General features: G+C 36.7%; 18 protein-coding genes. 8 read left to right on the forward strand and 10 right to left on the reverse strand.

The features are described 5' to 3' along the window. Nucleotides 1-81: 81 nt before the first annotated feature. The 3 genes from DEU40_RS05155 to DEU40_RS05165 form a co-directional block, all read right to left on the reverse strand. Nucleotides 82-3,012, reverse strand: a complete 2,931-nt coding sequence (locus DEU40_RS05155; protein ID WP_110008835.1) for a reprolysin-like metallopeptidase — start codon at nucleotides 3,010-3,012, stop codon at nucleotides 82-84. A gap of 375 nt (nucleotides 3,013-3,387) precedes the next feature. Further along, nucleotides 3,388-3,885: a DinB family protein gene (locus tag DEU40_RS05160; RefSeq protein ID WP_110008836.1), complete on the reverse strand. Its 498-nt coding sequence runs from the start codon at nucleotides 3,883-3,885 to the stop codon at nucleotides 3,388-3,390. A gap of 23 nt (nucleotides 3,886-3,908) precedes the next feature. Next, a complete protein-coding gene (locus DEU40_RS05165) occupies nucleotides 3,909-5,048 on the reverse strand; it encodes an acyl-CoA dehydrogenase family protein (protein WP_110008837.1) in 1,140 nt (379 codons plus the stop codon). 191 nt (nucleotides 5,049-5,239) lie between these two features. Here DEU40_RS05165 and DEU40_RS05170 point away from each other — a divergent pair, with 191 nt between their 5' ends. The 6 genes from DEU40_RS05170 (at nucleotide 5,240) to DEU40_RS05195 (ending at nucleotide 12,342) form a co-directional block, all read left to right on the forward strand. Next, complete coding sequence (locus DEU40_RS05170) at nucleotides 5,240-7,153, forward strand: endonuclease (protein ID WP_110008838.1); 1,914 nt, start codon at nucleotides 5,240-5,242, stop codon at nucleotides 7,151-7,153. A gap of 441 nt (nucleotides 7,154-7,594) precedes the next feature. Beyond that, nucleotides 7,595-8,200, forward strand: coding sequence for a SatD family protein (locus DEU40_RS05175; RefSeq protein ID WP_110008839.1), 606 nt, complete (start codon nucleotides 7,595-7,597; stop codon nucleotides 8,198-8,200). A gap of 2 nt (nucleotides 8,201-8,202) precedes the next feature. Beyond that, a complete protein-coding gene (locus DEU40_RS05180; RefSeq protein ID WP_110008840.1) occupies nucleotides 8,203-8,898 on the forward strand; it encodes a DUF3307 domain-containing protein in 696 nt (231 codons plus the stop codon). Nucleotides 8,899-8,934: 36 nt separating this feature from the next. Then, complete coding sequence (gene purC / locus DEU40_RS05185) at nucleotides 8,935-9,657, forward strand: phosphoribosylaminoimidazolesuccinocarboxamide synthase (protein WP_110008841.1); 723 nt, start codon at nucleotides 8,935-8,937, stop codon at nucleotides 9,655-9,657. A gap of 99 nt (nucleotides 9,658-9,756) precedes the next feature. Continuing rightward, nucleotides 9,757-11,256 carry an amidophosphoribosyltransferase gene (gene purF / locus DEU40_RS05190; protein ID WP_110008842.1) on the forward strand — a complete coding sequence of 500 codons (1,500 nt, stop codon included), beginning with the start codon at nucleotides 9,757-9,759 and terminating at the stop codon, nucleotides 11,254-11,256. A 138-nt stretch (nucleotides 11,257-11,394) separates the two neighbouring features. Continuing rightward, entirely contained in the window at nucleotides 11,395-12,342 is a 948-nt protein-coding gene (locus DEU40_RS05195; protein ID WP_110008843.1) for a glycerophosphodiester phosphodiesterase family protein, read from the forward strand. An 89-nt stretch (nucleotides 12,343-12,431) separates the two neighbouring features. Here the strand turns inward: DEU40_RS05195 and DEU40_RS05200 are convergent, their stop codons facing one another. From DEU40_RS05200 to aroB, 6 genes are all read right to left on the reverse strand, one after another. Further along, nucleotides 12,432-13,151: a porin family protein gene (locus DEU40_RS05200; protein WP_110008844.1), complete on the reverse strand. Its 720-nt coding sequence runs from the start codon at nucleotides 13,149-13,151 to the stop codon at nucleotides 12,432-12,434. Nucleotides 13,152-13,515: 364 nt separating this feature from the next. Then, nucleotides 13,516-14,211 carry a porin family protein gene (locus DEU40_RS05205; RefSeq protein WP_110008845.1) on the reverse strand — a complete coding sequence of 232 codons (696 nt, stop codon included), beginning with the start codon at nucleotides 14,209-14,211 and terminating at the stop codon, nucleotides 13,516-13,518. 444 nt (nucleotides 14,212-14,655) lie between these two features. Continuing rightward, nucleotides 14,656-15,249, reverse strand: coding sequence for a porin family protein (locus DEU40_RS05210; RefSeq protein ID WP_110008846.1), 594 nt, complete (start codon nucleotides 15,247-15,249; stop codon nucleotides 14,656-14,658). A gap of 190 nt (nucleotides 15,250-15,439) precedes the next feature. Further along, entirely contained in the window at nucleotides 15,440-15,952 is a 513-nt protein-coding gene (locus tag DEU40_RS05215) for a porin family protein (protein WP_228406450.1), read from the reverse strand. 331 nt (nucleotides 15,953-16,283) lie between these two features. Beyond that, entirely contained in the window at nucleotides 16,284-16,931 is a 648-nt protein-coding gene (locus tag DEU40_RS05220; protein WP_110008847.1) for a porin family protein, read from the reverse strand. Between the two features lie 275 nt (nucleotides 16,932-17,206). Continuing rightward, on the reverse strand, nucleotides 17,207-18,253 hold the full coding sequence (gene aroB / locus DEU40_RS05225) for a 3-dehydroquinate synthase (RefSeq protein ID WP_110008848.1): 1,047 nt from the start codon (nucleotides 18,251-18,253) through the stop codon (nucleotides 17,207-17,209). Between the two features lie 102 nt (nucleotides 18,254-18,355). Here aroB and DEU40_RS05230 point away from each other — a divergent pair, with 102 nt between their 5' ends. Continuing rightward, the gene (locus tag DEU40_RS05230) at nucleotides 18,356-19,537 is read left to right on the forward strand and encodes a pseudouridine synthase (protein WP_228406446.1); all 1,182 of its coding nucleotides are present in this window, start codon (nucleotides 18,356-18,358) and stop codon (nucleotides 19,535-19,537) included. Nucleotides 19,538-19,622: 85 nt separating this feature from the next. Here DEU40_RS05230 and pncA read toward each other — a convergent pair whose 3' ends face one another. Continuing rightward, complete coding sequence (pncA, locus tag DEU40_RS05235; RefSeq protein ID WP_110008849.1) at nucleotides 19,623-20,228, reverse strand: bifunctional nicotinamidase/pyrazinamidase; 606 nt, start codon at nucleotides 20,226-20,228, stop codon at nucleotides 19,623-19,625. A 214-nt stretch (nucleotides 20,229-20,442) separates the two neighbouring features. On the opposite strand from pncA, the gene DEU40_RS05240 reads away from it, so the two are divergent. Further along, nucleotides 20,443-21,585 carry a DEAD/DEAH box helicase gene (locus tag DEU40_RS05240; RefSeq protein ID WP_110008850.1) on the forward strand — a complete coding sequence of 381 codons (1,143 nt, stop codon included), beginning with the start codon at nucleotides 20,443-20,445 and terminating at the stop codon, nucleotides 21,583-21,585. Nucleotides 21,586-21,699: the final 114 nt, after the last annotated feature.

Below are 21,699 nucleotides of genomic sequence, written 5' to 3' on the forward strand. Positions count from 1 at the left end.
GTATAAAATTTAAAAAAAAGAAAAACCGTTCTGTGCAGAACGGTTTTTCACATCGTTTAATTTTAAAAAGTCTATTCGTTACTAATTTTTAATAAATCTCTTAGAAGATTCTCCAATTTGAATCATATAAGCTCCTTTGATAAGGTTGCTTACATTCACAGAGCCCCTTTGAAGTTTTCCTGAGTCAATTAGTTTTCCACCCATATCGAAGATCTTATAATCTTCTGATGCTGTATTGGAAATATATAGGATATCTCTCACAGGGTTTGGATAAAGCTTCACATCCGTGATCAGATCATTTGTATTATGAAGATCTCCTTTTCCTGAAGAAACAATATTAAGGGTGTAATCTTCCACCTGTCCGTAAGTGAATGCTTCACATGAAGATGTAGGAATTGAGCTGTACTTCATCATTACTCTCATTCTAGTAGATCCAACTGTGGCAGTAGCAGGAATTGTAATAGATCCTGTAACAGGGCTGGTTGTAGAACCTGCTTTTGTCCATGCCAGCTCTCCGCTGTCTGTGAAGTCTCCGTCTCCGTTATAATCAATATAAACTGCGTAGGCTTCGCTGTATTTTGTAGAAGTCCACACAGGAGTAATGGAAATTGTATAAGCACTTCCTCTTGTAACATTGGTAGAAACTGAAGTGAAGTTTTCGTATCCCGCAGTTCCTGTAGAGGTATTGTTGATAGATCCGAATGTCACATTTCCAATTCTTTCATCTGCTGTATTTGAGGCCGAAGAAGAACAATAAGTAACTGTTCCTCCGGAAAGAGTTGTAACACTTACGGTGTTGCTGGAAACAGAAGTATTTCCTGCCGCATCTTTTGCTTTCACTGAGAAAGAATAGGTAGTTGCCGGTGTAAGTCCTGTTACAGTATATGTAGTAGAAGCCGTAGAACCAATTAATGAAGCTCCTTGGTATACATCATATCCGGTAACACCAACATTATCTGTAGCTCCAGACCATGAAAGGTTAGTGGTTGTAGCTGTAGTTCCTGAAGCAGCAAGGGTAGGAGCTGTAGGAGCAACCGTGTCAGGAGTTCCGGAACCTGCATTTACAGAGATGTTAGCATTGTTAACATCAAAGAAAATGTGATTTGATCCTTTTACCATAATTCTTCCTGTCGTTGTATTGGAATTAGGGATAGTAACTGCCTGTGAGCCATCATTCGGAGTTCCTGCCAATAGAGTAGTCCAAGTATTTCCACTGTCTGTTGACCAAAGGATATCCACATTAGCAGCATTTACCCCGTTGGCTGTAGTTCCTGCCACATTCCATGTTACTGTCTGAGAACTTCCTCCGGCGTATGTTGTTGCAGAGTTCTGTGAAGTGATATTGAATGGTCCGGCAGTTCCGTTAACAGTGATAACAGCATCATCGGAATTATTTCCTGAACCTCCTGCTTTGTTATCACGAACTGTGAATCTGAAGTTTAATGTTCTGGCAACTGAAGAAAGTGCTTCTACAGTGATTTCAGAACCTGCGGTAGTGGTAGCACCTGCTAAAACCGAAGACATTCTTGGGAAATATCTTACCGGTGCAGCAGTAGGAGTCCATGATCTGAAGTTAGGTCCCGAAGCTTTTGTAGCACTTGCTGCAGAACTTGCTCCTGTCTGGGAAGACGAAGCGTTGTCCATTTGTTCCCAGATATAGGTTAGAGAATCTCCATCAGCATCTGTTCCTGTACCTGTAAGAACAAACGGAGTTCCTTTTGGAATGGTATAATCTAATCCTGCATTAGCTGTAGGAATTGCATTTCCGGTGTTGGTATTAACAGAGCAGGTTTTAGCTTTAATATTATTGGTGATCTGCTGGATGCTTATTGCATGGAAAAATGCGTCAGAATGCGGTTGAATATCCTGGCTGGTAATTCCTGCATAACCCATGATTGTTGATCCTGATCCAGGTTCCATATTGACACCTGTTCCTTCATTACTCATAGAGAAGGTGTGGTTTCCACCGAACTGGTGTCCCATTTCATGAGCTACGTAGTCAATATCAAAATTGTCTCCTGAAGGAATAGCATCTGCCGGAGAAGTATATCCGCTTCCTTTTGATCCGTTTGTACAGATACAGCCTATACAGCCTGCATTTCCTCCACCTCCGGAAGCTCCGAACAAGTGTCCGATATCATAATTGGCTTCACCAATTACAGAAGTCAGTGTACTTTGTAGCTGGGAATTCCAGTTGCTCATTCCTGAAGCTGCGGAATAAGGGTCTGTAGATGCATTGGTGTAGATGACAGCGTCATTGTTGGCGATAAGAACCATTCTGGCTGCGAAATCTTTTTCAAATACACCGTTTACACGGGTCATTGTAGTATTCATCGCCGCTAAAGCCTGAGCTTTTGTTCCTCCGAAATACGTGGTGTATTCACCTGTGCAGGACAGTGCCAGCCTGAATGTTCTCAGTTTGGCATCGTCAGCGTTAGGTCTTGCAGCAAGAGAAGAATTGGAAACTCCTTTCTGTGCGGCATCTACCACTGTACATTCAAACTTGTTGAGATCATCTTTTTTGTCAGATTTTCTGTATACTACATACGAAGAAAGATCTTTGGTGTAAGGCTCGATGAAAACGGCTGATTTATCACCATAAATTTCCATGGAGGACAGTCCTAGCGGAGAAACACTGAAATAGACTGTGGAATTAGGATCATCCAGACCTTGTCCTACATAGGATTTGATGTCCGGATATTTGGCTGCCAGCTCAGGGGCAAAATTGGAATTCTCCCTCACTTTAAAATTTTCCATTCTGCCTTCAGAATTTGGAAAAGAAATAATGATTTCAGATTTTTCGCCTGCAGCCAGCCTTTTGGGAGCTTTTGCCAGAATGTTTTTCAATCCATTGATATCCAGGTTGTAAACCTTTGGATTGCTGATACTGGTTTTGTTTTCAAAGATCTCTGATGAAGTTCTTTTTGAACCTTCAGACCAAAGACGGTCAGTCTGTGCGAAAGAAACACCCGAAATAAGGAGCATTCCAATCAGCGTTAATTGTTTTTTCATATTAAATATTAAATTTGATTGTGGAATGTCAAATCTAATAAAAAATATATTACGAAAAACAAAATTTTTTAAGGAATATTTAGACTTTGCATGTAATATATTATGCAATACATTGTATATAATGGAAAATGCTCATTAATAAAAGAAAAATAAAGGTCGTAAAATGAATTTTATTTTTTTAAAAAAATAATATATCTACTTTTTATTTGTTAATTTATTAAATTGAGACAATATGTTTTATTAATAATTCAATTATTCATGAATAAATTTTAATAAATTACATTTAATGAATACTATTATGCCGCTCTGTGTTCTCCCTACAAAAAAAGCTGTTTCAAAATGAAACAGCTTCTATTATATTGATGCAATGTTTAACTACATTTTATCATCAGCAGTAGGTCCGTAAAGTCCAGGAACTTTGTTTCCGGTTGCTCTTAAATAAACAACCAGCTCACCTCTGTGATGGTACAAATGATTATAAAGAAAAGCTCTTATCACCTGAACCTTTGGCATAGGAGGGAAAAGTACATTTCCGTCCATTTCCATTTTCCACTCGTTGAAATAGGTATTTTCATCAGAGTTTTCAAGAGCTTTCTGTGCGTTGGCAACATTTTCCTCAAATTTTGCAAGGATATTATCTGCTTTGGAAATGTCTCCTTTGTCATACCTGTATGTTCCCATATCAAAAACGTCCTGATTGAAAGTGGATTCATACCAGTTGTATACTTCAGCAATGTGAGACGCAAGCTGTCCGGTTGTCCAGTTTTTTTCGGACGGTTTCCAATCCAATGCGCTGTCAGGGATTGCCTGTAAAATTTTTCTGGTGTTATCTGCTTCATGCAGAAATTCACCTAAAAGTGCCTGTTTAATCATTTGTATCGGTGTTATTTTTAAAATTATTTTGTAATATCTCTTCCAATAACAAGTCTCTGGATCTCAGACGTTCCTTCTCCAATAGTACACAGTTTGGAATCTCTATAGAACTTTTCAGCAGGGAAATCTTTCGTATAACCATATCCTCCGAAGATCTGAACTGCATTATTTGAGATTCTTACACAAGCTTCAGAAGCATATAGTTTAGCCATAGCTCCTTCTTTTGTCATTTTTTGTTTTGCATTCTTAAGAGTAGATGCTCTCTGGATAAGAAGTTCAGCAGCATCAATTTCTGTTGCCATATCTGCCAGCATAAAGTTGATGGCCTGGAAATCTGCAATAGGTTTTCCGAACTGATGTCTTTCTTTTGCATATTTCAAAGCTGCTTTATAAGCTCCTCTTGCAGTACCCAAGCTTAATGCAGCAATAGAAATTCTACCTCCATCCAACACTTTCATAGCCTGCTTGAAACCTTCTCCAACTTCGCCTAAACGGTGAGAATCCGGTACACGTACGTTATCAAAAATTAATTCCGCAGTTTCAGAAGCACGCATCCCTAATTTATTTTCTTTTTTTCCGGAAGTAAAACCAGGCATTCCTTTTTCCAAAACAAAGGCTGTAGAATTATTTTTAGCTCCTTTTTCGCCTGTCCTCGTCATTACTACGGCAATATCACCTGAAATAGCATGGGTGATAAAGTTTTTAGCTCCGTTGATGATCCACTCATCACCATCTTTTACAGCAGTCGTAGACATACCTCCTGAATCAGAACCTGTGTTGTGCTCTGTAAGTCCCCAAGCTCCGATTACTTTTCCGGAAGCCAGCTGAGGAAGCCATTTGTGTCTTTGTTCTTCATTTCCAAATTCATAAATATGGTTGGTGCAAAGTGAGTTGTGTGCTGCTACAGAAAGACCAATAGAAGGGTCAACCTGAGAAATTTCGTCCAGAATAGTAACATACTCATGATAACCTAATCCGGAACCTCCATATTGTTCAGGAACTACAATTCCCATAAACCCCATCTCACCCAATTGGTGGAATAAGTCTTTTGGAAATGTTTGGCTTTCATCCCATTCCATAATATTCGGTCTGATGTTTTTTTCTGCAAATTCTCTAGCCGTCTCCGCTATCATTTTGATGTTGTCAATAGTCTCAGTATTCATATAATAATAGTTAGTTCCCAAAGATAACCAAATTGATGGAATGCTAAAGAAAAATTATTTCCCCGGTATTATTAGCGATCAATGCGTCTAGTTTTCAATTTTTTATATTTTGAGAATTAATACTTCCTTAATAAAATATTCAGGCTTATTCGTTTTTTATTTCACTATTTTAGTTTCCCAATTTTTAAGGCATGAAAAAAATTCTACTTCCGATCCTTTTAATTTCTTCTTATAGTGCTGCACAGGCACCTGCCGGGTATTATGATGGAACAGCCGGACTGACGGGATATGCCCTGAAATCAAAGATCCACGATATTATTTCGGAAAAAATGATCAACTGGCATTATAACGATCTTAAGGTGTTGTATGGACAGACTGATCTGGATAAATATTATGATCATGATGCTTCCAATACTCAGTATCTGCTGGATATCTATTCTGAAATTCCTTCAGGACCTGATTCTTATGAATATACTGCGGATCAGCTGGTAGCAGGTGTTGGTGCGGAAGGTTTGGGGTACAACCGGGAACATATGATGCCGCAAAGTACATTCAGTACAAGCTCATCTATCAGTGATTATCCTATGTATTCGGATCTGAATTTTATAATTCCTGTTGATGGATGGATCAATCAGCGCAGGAGCAATTATCCTTATGGAATAGGAAATAATACCAACCATTATATTTTTTCCAACACGTCGAGGATATCCAATGCAGCGATTCCGAATTATCCCTATACCGGAAGGGTTTATGAGCCTGTTAATGAATTTAAAGGGGATATTGCAAGATCATTGTTGTACTTTGCAGTACGCTATGAAGGAAAGTTAGGTTCGTTCAATACAGCTTATACGACATCTGCCAATCTTACTCCTGCTACAAACCAATGTCCGTTGGACGGAACAGAAGAAAGAGCAGTTGATCTGGCTTATATTGCCATGTTGAAACAGTGGAATACGGCAGATCCGGTTTCACAAAGAGAAATTGACCGAAACAACGCCGTTTATGCCATACAAAAAAACAGAAATCCATTTATTGATCATCCTGAGTGGATTGATATGATCTGGTCCGAAACGCCTGATACTATTGCTCCTGCGGCTCCCGGATCACTGGTTTCAACCCAGCAGAATTCTTATTTTGTGAATCTGAGCTGGACGGCTTCTCCTGATGCGGATATTTTAGGATACAGGATTTATATGAATGGATCTGCAACGCCTGTTGCCACTACAAAAGGGACTTCCATCAGCATCGATCACCTGAGCCCATCAACCACCTATACTTTTACGGTGAAAGCCTTTGATAAAGCATACCTGGAATCTCCATTCAGTAATATGGTAACAGCCTCAACAATTGCTTCGGATCCCTATGCCCCGGATCTTATCATTACCAAATATATATCCGGAACAAATACGGAATCTGTGAAAAATAATGCGCTGGAAATTGTCAATAAAACAGGACATGAGGTTAATTTAAATAATTACAGAATTAATATTCAGTTTAAAAATAATATATCAGGAGATTTCTATAATGGTGACACATACGAATTGGAAGGCAAGGTAGGAAACAATGAAACTTTTGTTATCCTGAATCCGAAAGGCACCTTATCATGTTATACTCCCACCGAGGCAAGATTTGCTACGGCTTCTGATCCTATGATGTTTTCGGGAGGAAATTATGTGGAACTTGCGTATAATAAAACGGTTACAGTGGATGCTATCGGGGTGAAATACACGACCAATAATAACGGGAACGTATCTTTATACAGAAAAAACGCCATCAATCAACCCAATAATACTTTTACTAGCAGTGAATGGGATTCTTATCCGTCCAATTACTGTCAGAACCTGGGTGGCACATTGTCTACAGCGGAATTGATTACTGTTAATAATGAATTTACCATCTATCCAAACCCGGTTGATGACTATCTTTATGTGAAGGAAGAAATGGAAAGGGTAAAAACAGCTCAGATTATAGATCTTTCCGGGAAAGTGATTTATATGGAGAAAGATCCGTTTAGAAATAAGAAAAGTATTCCAATGATGGGAATTCCTACAGGAATATATTTCTTAAAGCTTGATGAGAAAGCGCATCAGTTTATTAAAAAGTAAATAACATCAGATTTAAATACTATCAGCTAAACCTAACAGGTTTTAAAAACCTGTTAGGTTTATTTTATATTGTGTAATTTAAGAGATTGCTTTGCTTTACCCGCAATGACTGTCCTAGCCCTGATAGCAGCGGTTACCCCGCAGTAGAAGTGGGAGAGTTGTAGGGTTAAGGAGTTGGAATATGAAGGCGCGAGGAGTATAAGCGGATAGCAGGAACAGCTTCTTATTATAAAAAAGTATAAAAAAGTAGAGTTAAAGTCGACACCATAATAAACGATTGAACATTTTTTTGCTGTTTTGCTATTCAGTAGTTTTATATAACGCCTTAAAAACCTTATGTTTACTATATCATTGATATAAGCTGATTCACTAATAATCAATATCTATAAGTGTTTCTGCTTATATTTTTTATATATAAGTAATTATGCTTATATTTGCAGTATGATAGCGGTCATTACCGGTGATATTATAAATTCACAGCATGCGGATACTGAAGTTTGGATTACCAGGCTTAAACATCTTCTCGAAAAATGGGGAAGCGCTCCTCACACATGGGAAATCTACAGAGGAGATGAATTCCAGTTCAAATGCAGAATTGATGACGTTTTCTGGCGTTTTCTAGCCATAAAATCTCTTATTAAAAGTGTTGAAAATTTAGATGTAAGGATGGCCATAGGTATTGGTGAGGAAAGTTTTTCTTCTGAGAAAATCACTGAATCCAATGGTACTGCCTATGTCAATTCCGGGAGACTGCTTAATGACCTTAAAAGTGACGGGCATACTGTTGCCATCAAAACCTCCAGCGATCCGGTAGACAGAGATCTTAATATTCTGTTGAAATGGTCGTCCAAGGATTTTGATAACTGGACAATGGCTACGGCAGAGATCATTCATGAGATGATTATGAATCAGGATATCACTCAGGAAGATCTTGCTAAGAGATTTGCTATTTCACAGTCTTCGGTAAGCCAGAGACTGAAACGAGCCAACTATGAGCTCATCGTGGAAACCAATCAGTATTTCAGAAAGAAAATCTCAGAATTATAAGCATGATCTTCATCAAACTCATATTGGCACATTTACTCGGAGATTTTATACTTCAGCCAAATTCATGGGTTGCAGATAAGGAGAACCATAAACTGAAAAGTAAGTTTTTGTACCTTCACATTCTGATTCACACGGTATTAAGCCTTATTTTCCTGTGGGATCTTCAGCTTTGGTGGGTCGCTGTATTGGTGGGAATTACTCACTTTATGATTGATGTTTCCAAACTTATATTTCAAAATGTAAAGACTAAGAAAAGATGGTTTTTCATTGATCAGCTGCTGCATGTTTCAGTGATTGCCGGAGTTTCTTTTTATTTCGGGGAATTCAGTTTTGGCTTCGTACAAAATCAGGAATTTTTGAAGGTAATTATGACGGCGCTGTTTCTGACAACACCAGCTTCTATTTTTATCAAAACCTTATTGTCATCCTGGACACCTGCTCCGGATGGCCCCAACACTATTCAAACCGAATCATTATCAAGTGCCGGAAAATATATCGGAATTTTAGAACGTCTGCTGGTTTTCACTTTTATTATGGTGAATCATTGGGAAGGCGTAGGTTTCATGGTAGCTGCCAAATCTGTTTTCAGGTTCAGCGACCTTGCACAGGCAAAACAGAGAAAACTTACGGAGTATGTATTAATTGGTACACTGCTGAGTTTTGGACTGGCTGTCTTAACAGGAATAATAATAAAATAAATCAATAAATCTAACTACAATTTAGAAAGTAAAATTATGAGTCAAAAGAAAGAAATGTTGTACGAGGGGAAAGCAAAACAAGTATTTGCAACCGATAATCCTGATGAAGTAGTAGTACGTTTCAAAGACGATGCTACAGCATTTAACGCTCAAAAAAGAGGTCAGGTAGACCTTAAAGGGGAAATGAACAACGCAATCACAACCCTTATTTTTGAATACTTAAATGAGAAAGGGATTAAAACTCATTTCATCAAAAAATTAGACGAAAGAGAGCAGCTGGTAAGAAAGGTTTCTATCATTCCTTTGGAAATGGTGGTAAGAAACTACTCTGCAGGAAGTATGGCACAAAGATTAGGAGTAGAAGAAGGAATTAAATCTCCGGTAACGATCTTTGATATCTGTTATAAAAAAGATGAGTTGGGAGATCCGCTTATCAATGATCACCATGCCGTTTTCTTAGGAGCAGCTACTTACGAAGAACTTGACGAAATGTATGAGTTATCTTCAGATATCAATGATATCCTTATCGATCTGTTTGACAAAATCAATATCATTCTGGTAGATTTCAAAATCGAATTAGGGAAAACTTCAGACGGCGAAATCATCTTAGCAGACGAAATTTCTCCGGATACCTGCAGACTTTGGGATAAAGATACCATGAAGAAATTAGACAAAGACAGATTCAGAAGAGACCTGGGAGAAGTTACTGAGGCTTATGTTGAAATCTACAACCGTCTTAAAAATCTTTTACAGAAATAAGATTTAATTTATTTAAAGATTAAACCATTTAAAAATTAAACAGGCTGTAATCTTTTTAATCATTAAATTTTTTAATCTTTTAATTTAGAAAAAATAGAAATGAAAAGTTTAGACATTCATAAAAGTGAATATTTAAAACAGTTTAAAACCCAGACCTATGGAAGAAATCTTTTCAGAACTCAGGAAGAGGAAAGACTGGATGCTCCTAATGAAGAATGTGGGATCTTCGGAATGTATTCGGATAATGATCTGGATACTTTCTCTCTTTCACAGTTTGGCCTTTTTGCATTACAGCACAGAGGTCAGGAGGCTTGTGGTATTTCCGTTTTAAAGGATGGAAGAATCACAAACATGAAAGACGAAGGACTGGTTTTGGATGTTTATAAAGAAATTCAGGAACCTGAAACTTTTATGGGAAATTCTGCAATTGGGCATACCCGTTATACCACTGCAGGAGATAAGAAGAAATATAACTTCCAGCCATTTTTCGCCAAAAACGAATATGACCAGATTATACTTTCTATAGCACACAATGGTAATCTTACCAATGCGAAAGAATTAAAGGCTGAATTAGAGGCTGAAGGCGTTGTTTTCAGAGCAACTTCCGATTCTGAAGTGATCCTGAGACTGATTCAGAAAAACCTTGATTTAGGTCTTCGTGGAGCGATTAAAGCAACCATGGAAAAGATTGAAGGAGCTTATTCTGTAGTAGGGATGACCAGAAATAAATTCTTTGCCTTCAGGGACTTCAACGGTATCCGCCCGCTGGTGTTGGGAGCTATTGATGAAAAATCTTATGTAGTAGCTTCAGAATCTGTAGCATTGGATGCTGTAGGTGCTCAGTATGTACGTGATATCCTTCCTGGTGAGATCATTTATACCAATGAAAACGAACCTGGAAAACTTCATTCTTATATGATGGATGAAGCGAAAGGTAAGCAGAGAATCTGTTCTTTCGAATATATTTATTTCGCAAGACCTGACTCTACTTTAGAAAATATCAATGTTTACGAGATCAGAGAAAAATCCGGAGAGAAAATCTGGGAACAGGCTCCTGTAGAAGCTGATCTGGTAATTGGAGTTCCGGATTCCGGTGTTCCTGCTGCTATCGGTTTCTCAAAAGCTTCAGGAATTCCTTTCCGCCCGGTTTTGATCAAAAACAGATATATCGGAAGAAGTTTTATCGTTCCTACACAGGAAATGAGAGAAAGGGTAGTGAACCTTAAACTGAACCCGATCATCTCTGAGATGAAAGACAAGAGAGTAGTCATTATTGACGATTCTATTGTTCGTGGAACAACATCTAAAAGACTGGTTAAAATTTTAAAAGATGCAGGAGTAAAGGAAATCCACTTCAGAAGTGTTTCCCCTCCAATTATCGCTCCTTGCTACCTTGGAATTGATACTCCGTCCAAAGATGATCTGATTTCTGCCAATATGACTACGGAAGAACTTAAAAATTACCTGGGAGTAGACTCCTTAGAGTTTTTAAGTATCGATAACCTGAAAGATATTTTAGGATCAGCCAACCACTGCTTCGGATGCTTTACAGAAGAATATCCTGTAGGAAAAGGAGAAGAAGTAGATTTATTCAATTAATCTCTTTATTGAAATAATAAAAAAGGACCGGGTGTACAACCTGGTTCTTTTGTTTTAGAAATGTAGCAAAAGCTTAATATTCCTGTATTATTCAATATACAATGGAGTTTTAATTTTGTAAGATTAAAACTTCAGGATATGAAAAATGCACTATTCACGGGTATTTTTATTGTATTTACCCAATTTTATGCTTCACAATCTTTTGACAGGCAGGCACACCGCGGAGGAAAATCCCTTTACCCGGAAAATACAATACCGGCTATGAAAAACGGATTAAAAATGAATGTTTCCACATTGGAAATGGATCTGGCCATAACAAAAGATAAAAAAGTAATTCTTTCCCATGATGCTTTTCTTTCACCTGAATTGGTAACAAAACCAAATGGAACCTATATTCCCAAGGATTCGGGGTTTTATTATAAAATTTATGAAATGTCTTATGCAAAGATCAAAACCTTTGATGTAGGAATGAAAAAACTGGAAAACTATCCTGATCAAAAGAAAATGAAGGTTCAGAAACCTCTCTTTTCAGACGTCATTGATGCATCTGAAGCTTATGCCCGTGAATTGAAAAGGCCGTTACCTTATTATAATATAGAAACCAAAACACGTCCTTTCTCAGACAATATATTCCATCCCGAACCCAAAGAGTTTGTGGATCTGATGATGAAGATCATTGTTGAAAAAAAGATCCAGGATAGGGTGATCATTCAGTCTTTTGATCCAAGAACACTGGAAATTCTTCATAAAGAATATCCTGGAATAATGACTGCTTTACTCGTAGAAAAGGTTGATGATAAAAAGCTGGCCCAGCAGCAGGCTTATTTTAAAAATATTCCGGTAGAAAAGTTCAGAATGTATCCTGATCATATGAATGGAGTAGCCGGAGATATGAAGTTCCTGAGTTTTACTCCTACAATTTACAGCCCGGAACATAATCTTGTAACGCCCCAATTAGTAAAGGAATGCCACTCATTAGGCATGAAAGTAATCCCATGGACTGTGAATACCAGAGAAAGATTAAAGGAATTAAAAGAAATGGGAATAGATGGGGTGATCAGTGATGATCCGAGAATATTTGAATAAAACTTTTGATATAAATAGCCGGAAGAAAATCTTCCGGCTATTTTATGCGTGCAAGGTTAATGCACTTCGGTTAAAAAATTGGTTTCTAATTAGAATTTGTAGTTAAGACCTAACTGAAATACTCTGTTGTTGTTTTCAGCAGCAGGTCTGCTTTTATCAATTTTTGTCAAGCTATTTACATATCTTGCGCTGATACCGATGTTGGATGTGATATCATATCCTAAACCAAGACCCAATCCGAAATTGAATTTATTGATCTGATCTTTGTCGATATCTTCAGTATTAGAACTTGTAGTGGTTGTAGTAACACCTCCTGTAGTACTTGCTACACTTCTTTCTCCTTTAGTTTTTCCGTTGATGAAATAACTGAATTCAGGTCCGGCTTCAACGTAAAATTTCTCGGTAGGTCTCATCTGAAGCATTAATGGAACTGAAATATAGTTCATTTTTACTCTACCTTCTTCTTTAGTTTTTATATTCGTAACTCCATTATCAGTTTCTGTAGATGAAATTACATCTTTCGCTCCCATTTGGTTGTATAATACCTCTGGCTGTAAGCTGAAATGTTTTGAAAGTGGAATATTAACGAATGCTCCTGCGTGGAAACCTAGTTGTTGTGTATTGATTCCAAACTTTTGCTCACTGAAATAAGCTGAGTTTCCTCCGGCCTTGATTCCGAATCTAACGGGTTGTACATCTTTTTTTAGTGGTGATGCATTGACTGTTTTCGTTTCCGTCTTTGTTTCTGTCTCCTGAGCGAAAGCTAGTGTACCAGCAGTTAATGCTAATCCTAAAAATAACTTCTTCATAATTTTATTTTTTAATTTTACTATTTGTGTGTCGGATATCTCTCAATCAGACTCCAAGTATTTTGCAAATTGCTTGCCAAAGTCGAAAAACGCCTGTTTAAAGGGCTTTTGAGATGGTTTTTGAAAAGTTTATTTTAAACCATTTATCCCTTTTTGATGAATAAATATTTTATATAATGAATGTTTTGTGAAAATAGTTGAAGGCTCATTACACTTTATTATTGATAATTGAAATAATAAAAAAAAATGAACTGGAATTGGCTTTTCCATGAATTAAAAGGACTTCCGGGTACTTTTTAAGAATAAAAATAAAAATACCGGACTTTTTAAAGCCCGGCACCAGTTTTGAAAATAATAAATATCTCTATTTAAATCGGTATGCTACTCCTACCTGAAGTGCATTATTTCTTACTTTATCACCGTCGTTGTATTTGTAAACTTCAGTAAGCCCAGCCGTAAATCTTGCGGTTACGCCAAAGTTTTCAGTGAAATAATATCCGGCACCAATACCTAATCCTACATTGAAACGATTAAAAAGGCTTTTTGAAATGCTCTGTGAAATATGTTCCGTACGCTGTACTGTAACTGAATTTCCGGTAGTCTCAATAGTGGTTAAATCTCCTTTTGTCTTTCCTCCCAGCAGATATCCGAATTCAGGACCTGCTTCTACATAAAGCTGCGGAAGAATATTGTATTGAACCATTACAGGAAGAGAAAGGTAATTTAATGTTGTCCTATAATCATAGTGTTGTGTCTTTCTGTAGTTTCCCGAGCTGGTTCTGTAGTTATAGTCTGATTTTGATCCCAGCTGACTGAAAAGAAGCTCCGGCTGGATGCTGAATTTCTCAGAAACAGGAATATTCGCAAACACTCCTGCATGAAAACCTGCTTTGATTTTCTCATTGTTATCATATTCATAGCCATCTCCTCTGGTAAGTGTAGAACCGTTAAAACCTGCTTTAACACCAAAAGTGACAGGAGAAGATTTTGACTGATGTTTTTCCTGCGCATTCGCGAAAAGGCAACCTGCAATTACAATTACTGCAAAGAGTTTTTTCATGATTTAAAGTTTAATTTTCTTTTTTGGATCAAAATATCTGCCACAAAAGGATAAAGTGATAAAAGTCATAATAAGCGAAAAAGTCAGGCGTAAACTAATAAACCTGACTTTTTCTATTGAAATCAAAATGTATCTTATTGAACAGACAAAATATTTTCCATATTCTGTTGTGTACTCATATTGCCAGCCTGGCTGACACAGTTCCGTTAAAGTTTAATGGTAATAGTTAGATTGTAATTCTGATATTCAATTGAATATCAAATGAATCAAAGCATACTCATTGTGAAACATGAACCGTAAGTTGGAAAAATTCCGGATAGAGTACAATCAATTATTCTACAGGCAAATTTCTTGCCAAAATATCGGGACAAATAAAAAACCGGATTATATTAAATCCGGCTCTGTATTGATGAGAAGTCTGCTTTAAAAAGCTAAACTGATTTCTTAAAATTTATATGCTAAACCTACCTGGAATACTCCGTTTTTAGCTTTGTCTTCAGATAGATCCGGTCTGTCTTTGGCAACATCCGTTAAACCAGCCACATATCTTGCGGTAATTCCGATATTGTCTGTGAAATAATATCCTGCTCCAAGACCAATTCCGAAGTCGAAACCTTTGAACAGATCTTTAGCATCTGCAGAATTGGAATCAGCTTTCAGTTTTGAGTTAATCAAAAAGCTGAACTGAGGTCCTGCTTCCAGATATAGGTTAGGCAAGGCATTATACTGAAGCATTAACGGTACAGAAATATAATCCAGATTTACTTTTATATCATTAGTACCTTTAATTTTTGCACCCATTCCGTTGTATAACACTTCTGGTTGGAAAGAGAAGTCCTGAGCTACAGGAATATTAGCAAATAACCCTCCGTAGAATCCCGCTTTTGAATTGAAGTCATTCTCGGTAAGAGTTGAAATATTAAGACCTGCTTTCACACCAAATCTAACTGGAGAAGAAGAAGCAGTAGAAGTTGAAGTCTTCTGAGAGAAAGCAAAAGTACCTGCAACAAGCGCAAGGCCTAAAAAAATCTTTTTCATAAGTTTATTTTTTAATAGTTATTAAGTTTTATTTAACATTTCTTTAAGAAACAAACTACGTGCCAAAATCAATATATGTTCTTAATTTTCTACTTAGTATACACTTTTTAAGAATATTTTTTTATCTGCAGTAAAAAAGCCAGATTAAAATTAATCCGCCCACCTTGTCATTATAAAAACTTAGTAAACTTTAGAATTTGTAGTTTAATCCTATCTGGAATACGTCATTTTTTACAGCTCCCTCTCTGTCATAGTCATAATGATATTTTGTTTTTACAATATCAGATAAGCCTGCGGTATATCTCACATTCACCCCAATATTTTTGGTAAAATAATAACCTGCTCCCAATCCGATTCCAAAATCGAAAGATTGAGTTCCATTTTTAAGAAGACCCGTAGAAGCACTTTTCTTTAATCTGGCATCAATTAAAAAGTTAAATTGCGGGCCTGCTTCTACATATAGATTAGGAAGTGCCTTATATTGGAACATGACAGGAACAGAAAGATATTCTAAATTAAGCTGGGTATTATTATCTCCTTTTCCTTTTGCCCCCGTAGCGCTATATAAAACTTCCGGCTGCACTGAAAAATCCTTAGCTACAGGAATATTGGCAAATACACCACCATAGAATCCTGCTTTTGACTTCATATCCATATTGGAAAGGGTAGAAATGTTCAGACCTGCTTTCAAACCGAATTTGATTTTAGAAGATGTGGATGGAGTAGTAGCTTCAGTAGATGCAGAAGTGCTCTGAGCAAAGTGAAGTACCTGCGATAATGGCCAGGCCTAGAAAAATCTTTTTCATAGATTAGTTTAATTTTATGTTGTTTAACGTTCGCGAAGCAACAAACAATATGCTGTCAAACCCCATGAATATAGACTTTATATGTTTTTAACGAATGAAAAATCAACTATATGGGATGTATTGATGGTGAATTATTAACTCCATATTATTTTAACATAAAAAAAGACCAGATTAAAAAATTAATCTGATCTTTTCTATTGAATATAAAATTTGTTAGTGAATGTAAGCTTATTTGAATTTATAAGCTAAACCTACCTGGAATACATTGTTTTTTACAGCATCACCAGAATTATTCTTGTAAATGTCAGTAAGACCTGCAGTATATCTTGCTGTAATTCCTAAATTAGGAATGAAGTAATATCCTGCACCAATACCTATACCAAAGTTAAAAGTCTGGAAATCATCTTTGTCAAGAGTGGCAACTTGTGTATTGTTACTGTTGTTTGTTGAACTTTTTAACTTATCTTTAGCGCTTACAAGAAATCCAAATTCAGGACCTGCTTCAAGGAAGAACTCAGGTGTTGCATTATACTGGAACATTACCGGTACAGCAACGTATCCTAAATTTCTTGAATATTCGCTCTTATAATTATTACCAAGTACTGAATATTCTCTTGTTACTTTTGAACCTAAGTCATTATAAAGAACTTCCGGCTGCACACTAAAAGAACTTGCTAATGGGATGTTGGCGAAAACTCCTGCATTAAAACCAATTTTTGATTTAGAATCACTTAAATCTGCACCGTTAGAAAGTGAAGAAACGTTCATTCCTCCTTTTACCCCAAATGTTACCGGATTAGAAGATGTGTTTCCTGTCTGTTGAGCGAATGCGAATGTTCCTGCAGTTAACGCTAATCCTAAAATTAACTTTTTCATAACTTTAATTTTTTAATTTTACTCTTTCTTAATTTTAAATTTTACTACTGTTCAGCATTTTCAGTTGAACGCTGAGTATCTTTCAAATTGCTTGCCAAAAATATTTTTTATGACTAAAATCAATAAAAAAACCACTTAGCGTTGAAGTGGTTTTAATTTTATGTATTTGATTGTTAGCAATTTATACCTTTAAATAAACATTTGTTTAGATATGGTCTAAATTGACAATTTTGTCAAAAGTTATATACCTGAAATGAATTATTTGATAAAAATCACTAGGCATCATTCAGTTTTCTATAAAAAGATAGGGATGCAAGGATATTTTCCTGGCTGCACTGATGATCATAATTGCAGGAACCTATCCCTGAAAGCAGAGAAAAATTGATTTTACTGTCTGTATTCTTTTTATCATTCAGTAATAATGCAGTAATATCTTCATCTTTAAAATCGCTGATATCGAGGTAAGGATAGTATCTCTGGATGTTTTCAATGATAATTTTGGAATCTTCTTCAGAGATAAGATTTTCAAGATATGCCAGATGAGCTTCGGCAATCATTCCCATCGCAACTGCTTCCCCGTGAAGGATAGGATTTTCCTGCTGTAAACATAAACTTTCCACAGCATGTCCGATGGTATGCCCGAAATTAAGCGTTTTTCTGATGTTCTGTTCGTGGAAATCCTGATCTACTACATTCTGTTTAATATTCATAGAAGCCTGGATATGAGGAACAACGGTTTCCACTTCCAGTTTACGGATCTGAATCAGCTGGTCCCAATGATTTTTATCAGCAATTAGTCCATGTTTCAGCATTTCTGCAAATCCGCTTCTTAATTCTTTAAAAGGCAGTGTCTCTAAGAATTTTGGATAAATAAAGATTTGTTCAGGAAAAGCAAAAGTTCCCACCATATTTTTATAGTGCATCAGATCAATCCCGGTTTTTCCTCCTATGGAAGCATCACACATCGATAAAAGGGTAGTAGGGATATTAATGAATTGGATACCTCTTTTATAAGTAGAAGCAACAAATCCTCCCATATCGGTAATTACACCACCACCAAGGTTGATAACCAGAGCTTTTCTGTCTGCCTGCATTTCCGTAAGAATTTCCCACAGCTGGTTGGCTGTCTGGATATTTTTCATTTCTTCTCCGGCTTCGATCTCTAAAATTTCAAAGCCAAGATCGGTTTCCATATTGCCCAGAAGAACCGGAAGACAGTATTCATGAGTATTTTCATCTACAAGAATAAAAATTTTACTGAAAGATTTCTGGTGAAGAAACTCGTTGAGCTGTGAAAAATTATCGTTTAATATTGTTATCATCTTTGATTGTATGTAAAGTTAAAAATGTAAACTATAGTGCAAAGTTATGATTCTTAATTTTTAACTCGTAACTAAATTACTATCTTTGCATAAATTTTTAGAATGAGCAGAGATAATAATAATTCAGACAGACCAAAGAGACCAAGAATTTCAACCAAGAAAAGTTCTGATGATTCTCGTGCTTCCAGATCTGGAAATTCTTCAGGATCAAAACCTTTTAAAAAGCCTTTCTCTAAAGACGGAGGAAAAAAAGGGCCGGAACATAAAGGATCCAACTCAAGATTTGAAAAGAAACCTTTTAAAAGAAATACGGACAGTTTCGAAACTTCCAATGACGATTTTGGTTCAAAATCTGAAAGAAAACCTTATATCACCAACAAAAGTGAGAGCTATGAGAAAAAATCTTTCGGAAAACCTAAGAGAGGCGGAAAAAATTTCGATACAAGAGATAAGTATGAAAGAGGCAGTCTGAAATACGGAAGAAGACCTTCCAGCGGTGATGACAGAAATGATGACAAAACGAGATCTTTTGTTCAGAAAAGGAGATTGAATAAAATTGAAAAAGACGTTAACAAAGACAGCATCCGTCTTAATAAGTATATTGCTAATTCCGGAATCTGCAGCAGAAGAGAAGCTGATGAGCTGATTACTCAGGGATTGGTAGAAGTCAATGGAAAGGTGGTAACTGAAATGGGATATCAGGTACAGAAAACAGACAGAGTTGTTTTTGACGGACAAAGCATTACTCCTGAAAAGCCTGTATATGTACTTTTGAACAAACCGAAAGGATATATTTCCACTACCAAAGATGATAAAGCCAGAAAAACTGTAATGGATCTTGTTGCGAATGCTTCTCCATACAGACTTTTCCCGGTTGGAAGACTGGATCGTTCTACAACAGGAGTTATCTTACTGACCAATGACGGTCACATGACTAAAAAACTGACGCATCCGTCTTTTGATGCCAAAAAGATTTATCATGTAACATTGGATAAAAAACTTACCGGTGAAGATTTACGTCTTATAGCAGAAGGAATCCGTCTTGATGAAGGAGTAGCTGTTGTTGATCAGATTTCATATATTGAGGGGAAACCTAAAAATGAAGTCGGAATTGAGATCCACATCGGATGGAACCGTGTTATCAGAAGAATTTTCCAAAGATTAGGATACGAAGTGGAAGCTTTAGACAGAGTAATGTTCGCCGGATTAACGAAGAAGAATATCAAAAGAGGACACTGGAGAATCCTTACCGAACTGGAAGTAAACAACCTTAAAATGCTTTAAACAGCATATTAAGTGTTAAGAATAAAAAAGCGCAGAATTATTTTCTGCGCTTTTTTTTGTTTTTTATCGTTGTAAGTTCTATTTATTATCCCAGAACAGTTACTCCTTTCTCAATCATTTCATAGATGGCATCTCTGGCATTGTCTGGTTTTACATTCACGGCACGTGTTCCATTGAAATGTAGACAAGTTACATATCCATTAGCTACCGCATCCTGTGCAGTAAACTTAACACAATAATCTAGCGCCAGGCCTACAATTTCTACCAACTGGATGTCGTGATATTTTAAGAAATCATCCAAACCGGTTTTCATAAAGTGATTGTTATCCTGGAAACCGCTGTAGCTGTCAATTTCAATATTTTTACCTTTTTGTACAATATGGGTTACTTTATCTCTGTTCAGATCTTTATGGAATTCTGCTCCGAAAGTCCCCTGAATACAATGATCCGGCCACATAAATTGCGGAACTCCATTGAGAATAATGCTTTCTCCTACCTTTCTTCCATTGCTGCTTGCAAAGCTTTTATGACCTGCAGGATGCCAGTCTTGTGTAAGAACCACCTGATCATATTCATTTTCCTCCATCAGCAGATTGATGTATGGAATAATTTCGCTGGCTCCAGGGACAGCAAGTGCTCCGCCTTCACAAAAGTCATTCTGTACATCGACTATTATTAACGCTTTTTTCATATATTGATTTCTCGAATTTTTGATAAATTTACAAAACTAATCTTCAAAAATTTGTCCAAACCCTAATTATCGGACAAATCGGCAACATAAATTTTTCAATGCTTATCAACGAAGAACTTAACACATAAAATAATTGAGTTTTGTCTGCAACGTATGCTGTTTTGAGGGCTGAACCAAATATCAATAGCGTATCTTTGTGGGAAATAAGTATTTTATGTCATTTGAATCGTTAGGATTATCACACAATATTATTCGTTCTGTCAAAAAATTAGGGTATTTAAAACCGTTTCCAATCCAGGAGCAGGCTGTTCCTGTCATTTTGCAGGGAAAAGATCTGATGGGAATTGCGCAGACGGGTTCCGGGAAAACGGCATGTTTTGTGATGCCGATTTTAGAAAAATTACAGAATGCAGAAGTAAAAAAAGATCGTAATGTTCAGGTTCTGATATTGGTTCCTACCCGTGAACTGGCTATTCAGATCGATGAAGTTTTCAGAGCATTCACTGATAACCTAAAGAGAGAAGTCCGTACAATGGCTGTGTACGGAGGTGTTTCTATCAATCCACAGATGAAGGGAATGTTTGGTGTGGAAGTTTTGATTGCCACACCGGGACGTCTGTTAGACTTAATTGATCATAATGCATTGAGTATTTCAGGAATTAAGCATTTGGTGATTGACGAAGCTGATAAAATGTTTCAGCTCGGCTTTGGCGAAGAAATGAATAAACTTTTTGCCATGATGCCCGTGGCGAAACAGACTACTTTATTTTCAGCAACCCTGAATGATAAAGTTTCAGAAATGAAAGAACGTCTTTCCATCAATCCTGTGATTATTGAAATAAAAAAAGAAGAGGTTGAAATTGATAATATCGAACAGCTGGCATACCATGTTGCTCCGGAAAATAAAGGACCCTTTTTACGATATTTAATTAAAGAAAAGAAAGTTGAAAAAGCACTTGTTTTCGTTTCATCCACAAGGTCTGCGGATAATCTGGTAGAGAAACTTAAAAAGAATAAAATAAAAGCAGTGGCCATTCACAGCCAGAAATCTCAGGGAGCGAGAAGAAACAACCTGGAAGAATTTAAAGTAAACGGAGCCCAGATCCTGGTTGCAACAGACTTAATCGGGCGTGGAATTCATATCGAATCACTGCCATGTGTTATCAATTATGAATTGCCGCGTTCACCGCTGGATTATATTCACCGTATCGGAAGGACAGGACGTGCCAATGAAAAGGGCACCGCAATCAGTATTCTGACGGATGATGAATTGCAACATTTCCGGGTAATTCAAAAGAAAATGGGAAAAAAAGTAACCCTGCAAAGAACTGAAGGTATTGATTTACACGGATATTAATCATTGAGTATCAATAAAAAGGCTTCAGTTGATACAATTGAAGCCCTTTTTATTGAAAAACAGGTACCACAAAGACCATTATCGGTATAATTAATGCTTTATTCACTTTATATT

Source organism: Chryseobacterium sp. AG844 (genome assembly GCF_003182335.1).
In the GTDB taxonomy this organism is placed as follows: Bacteria; Bacteroidota; Bacteroidia; order Flavobacteriales; family Weeksellaceae; genus Chryseobacterium; species Chryseobacterium cupriresistens.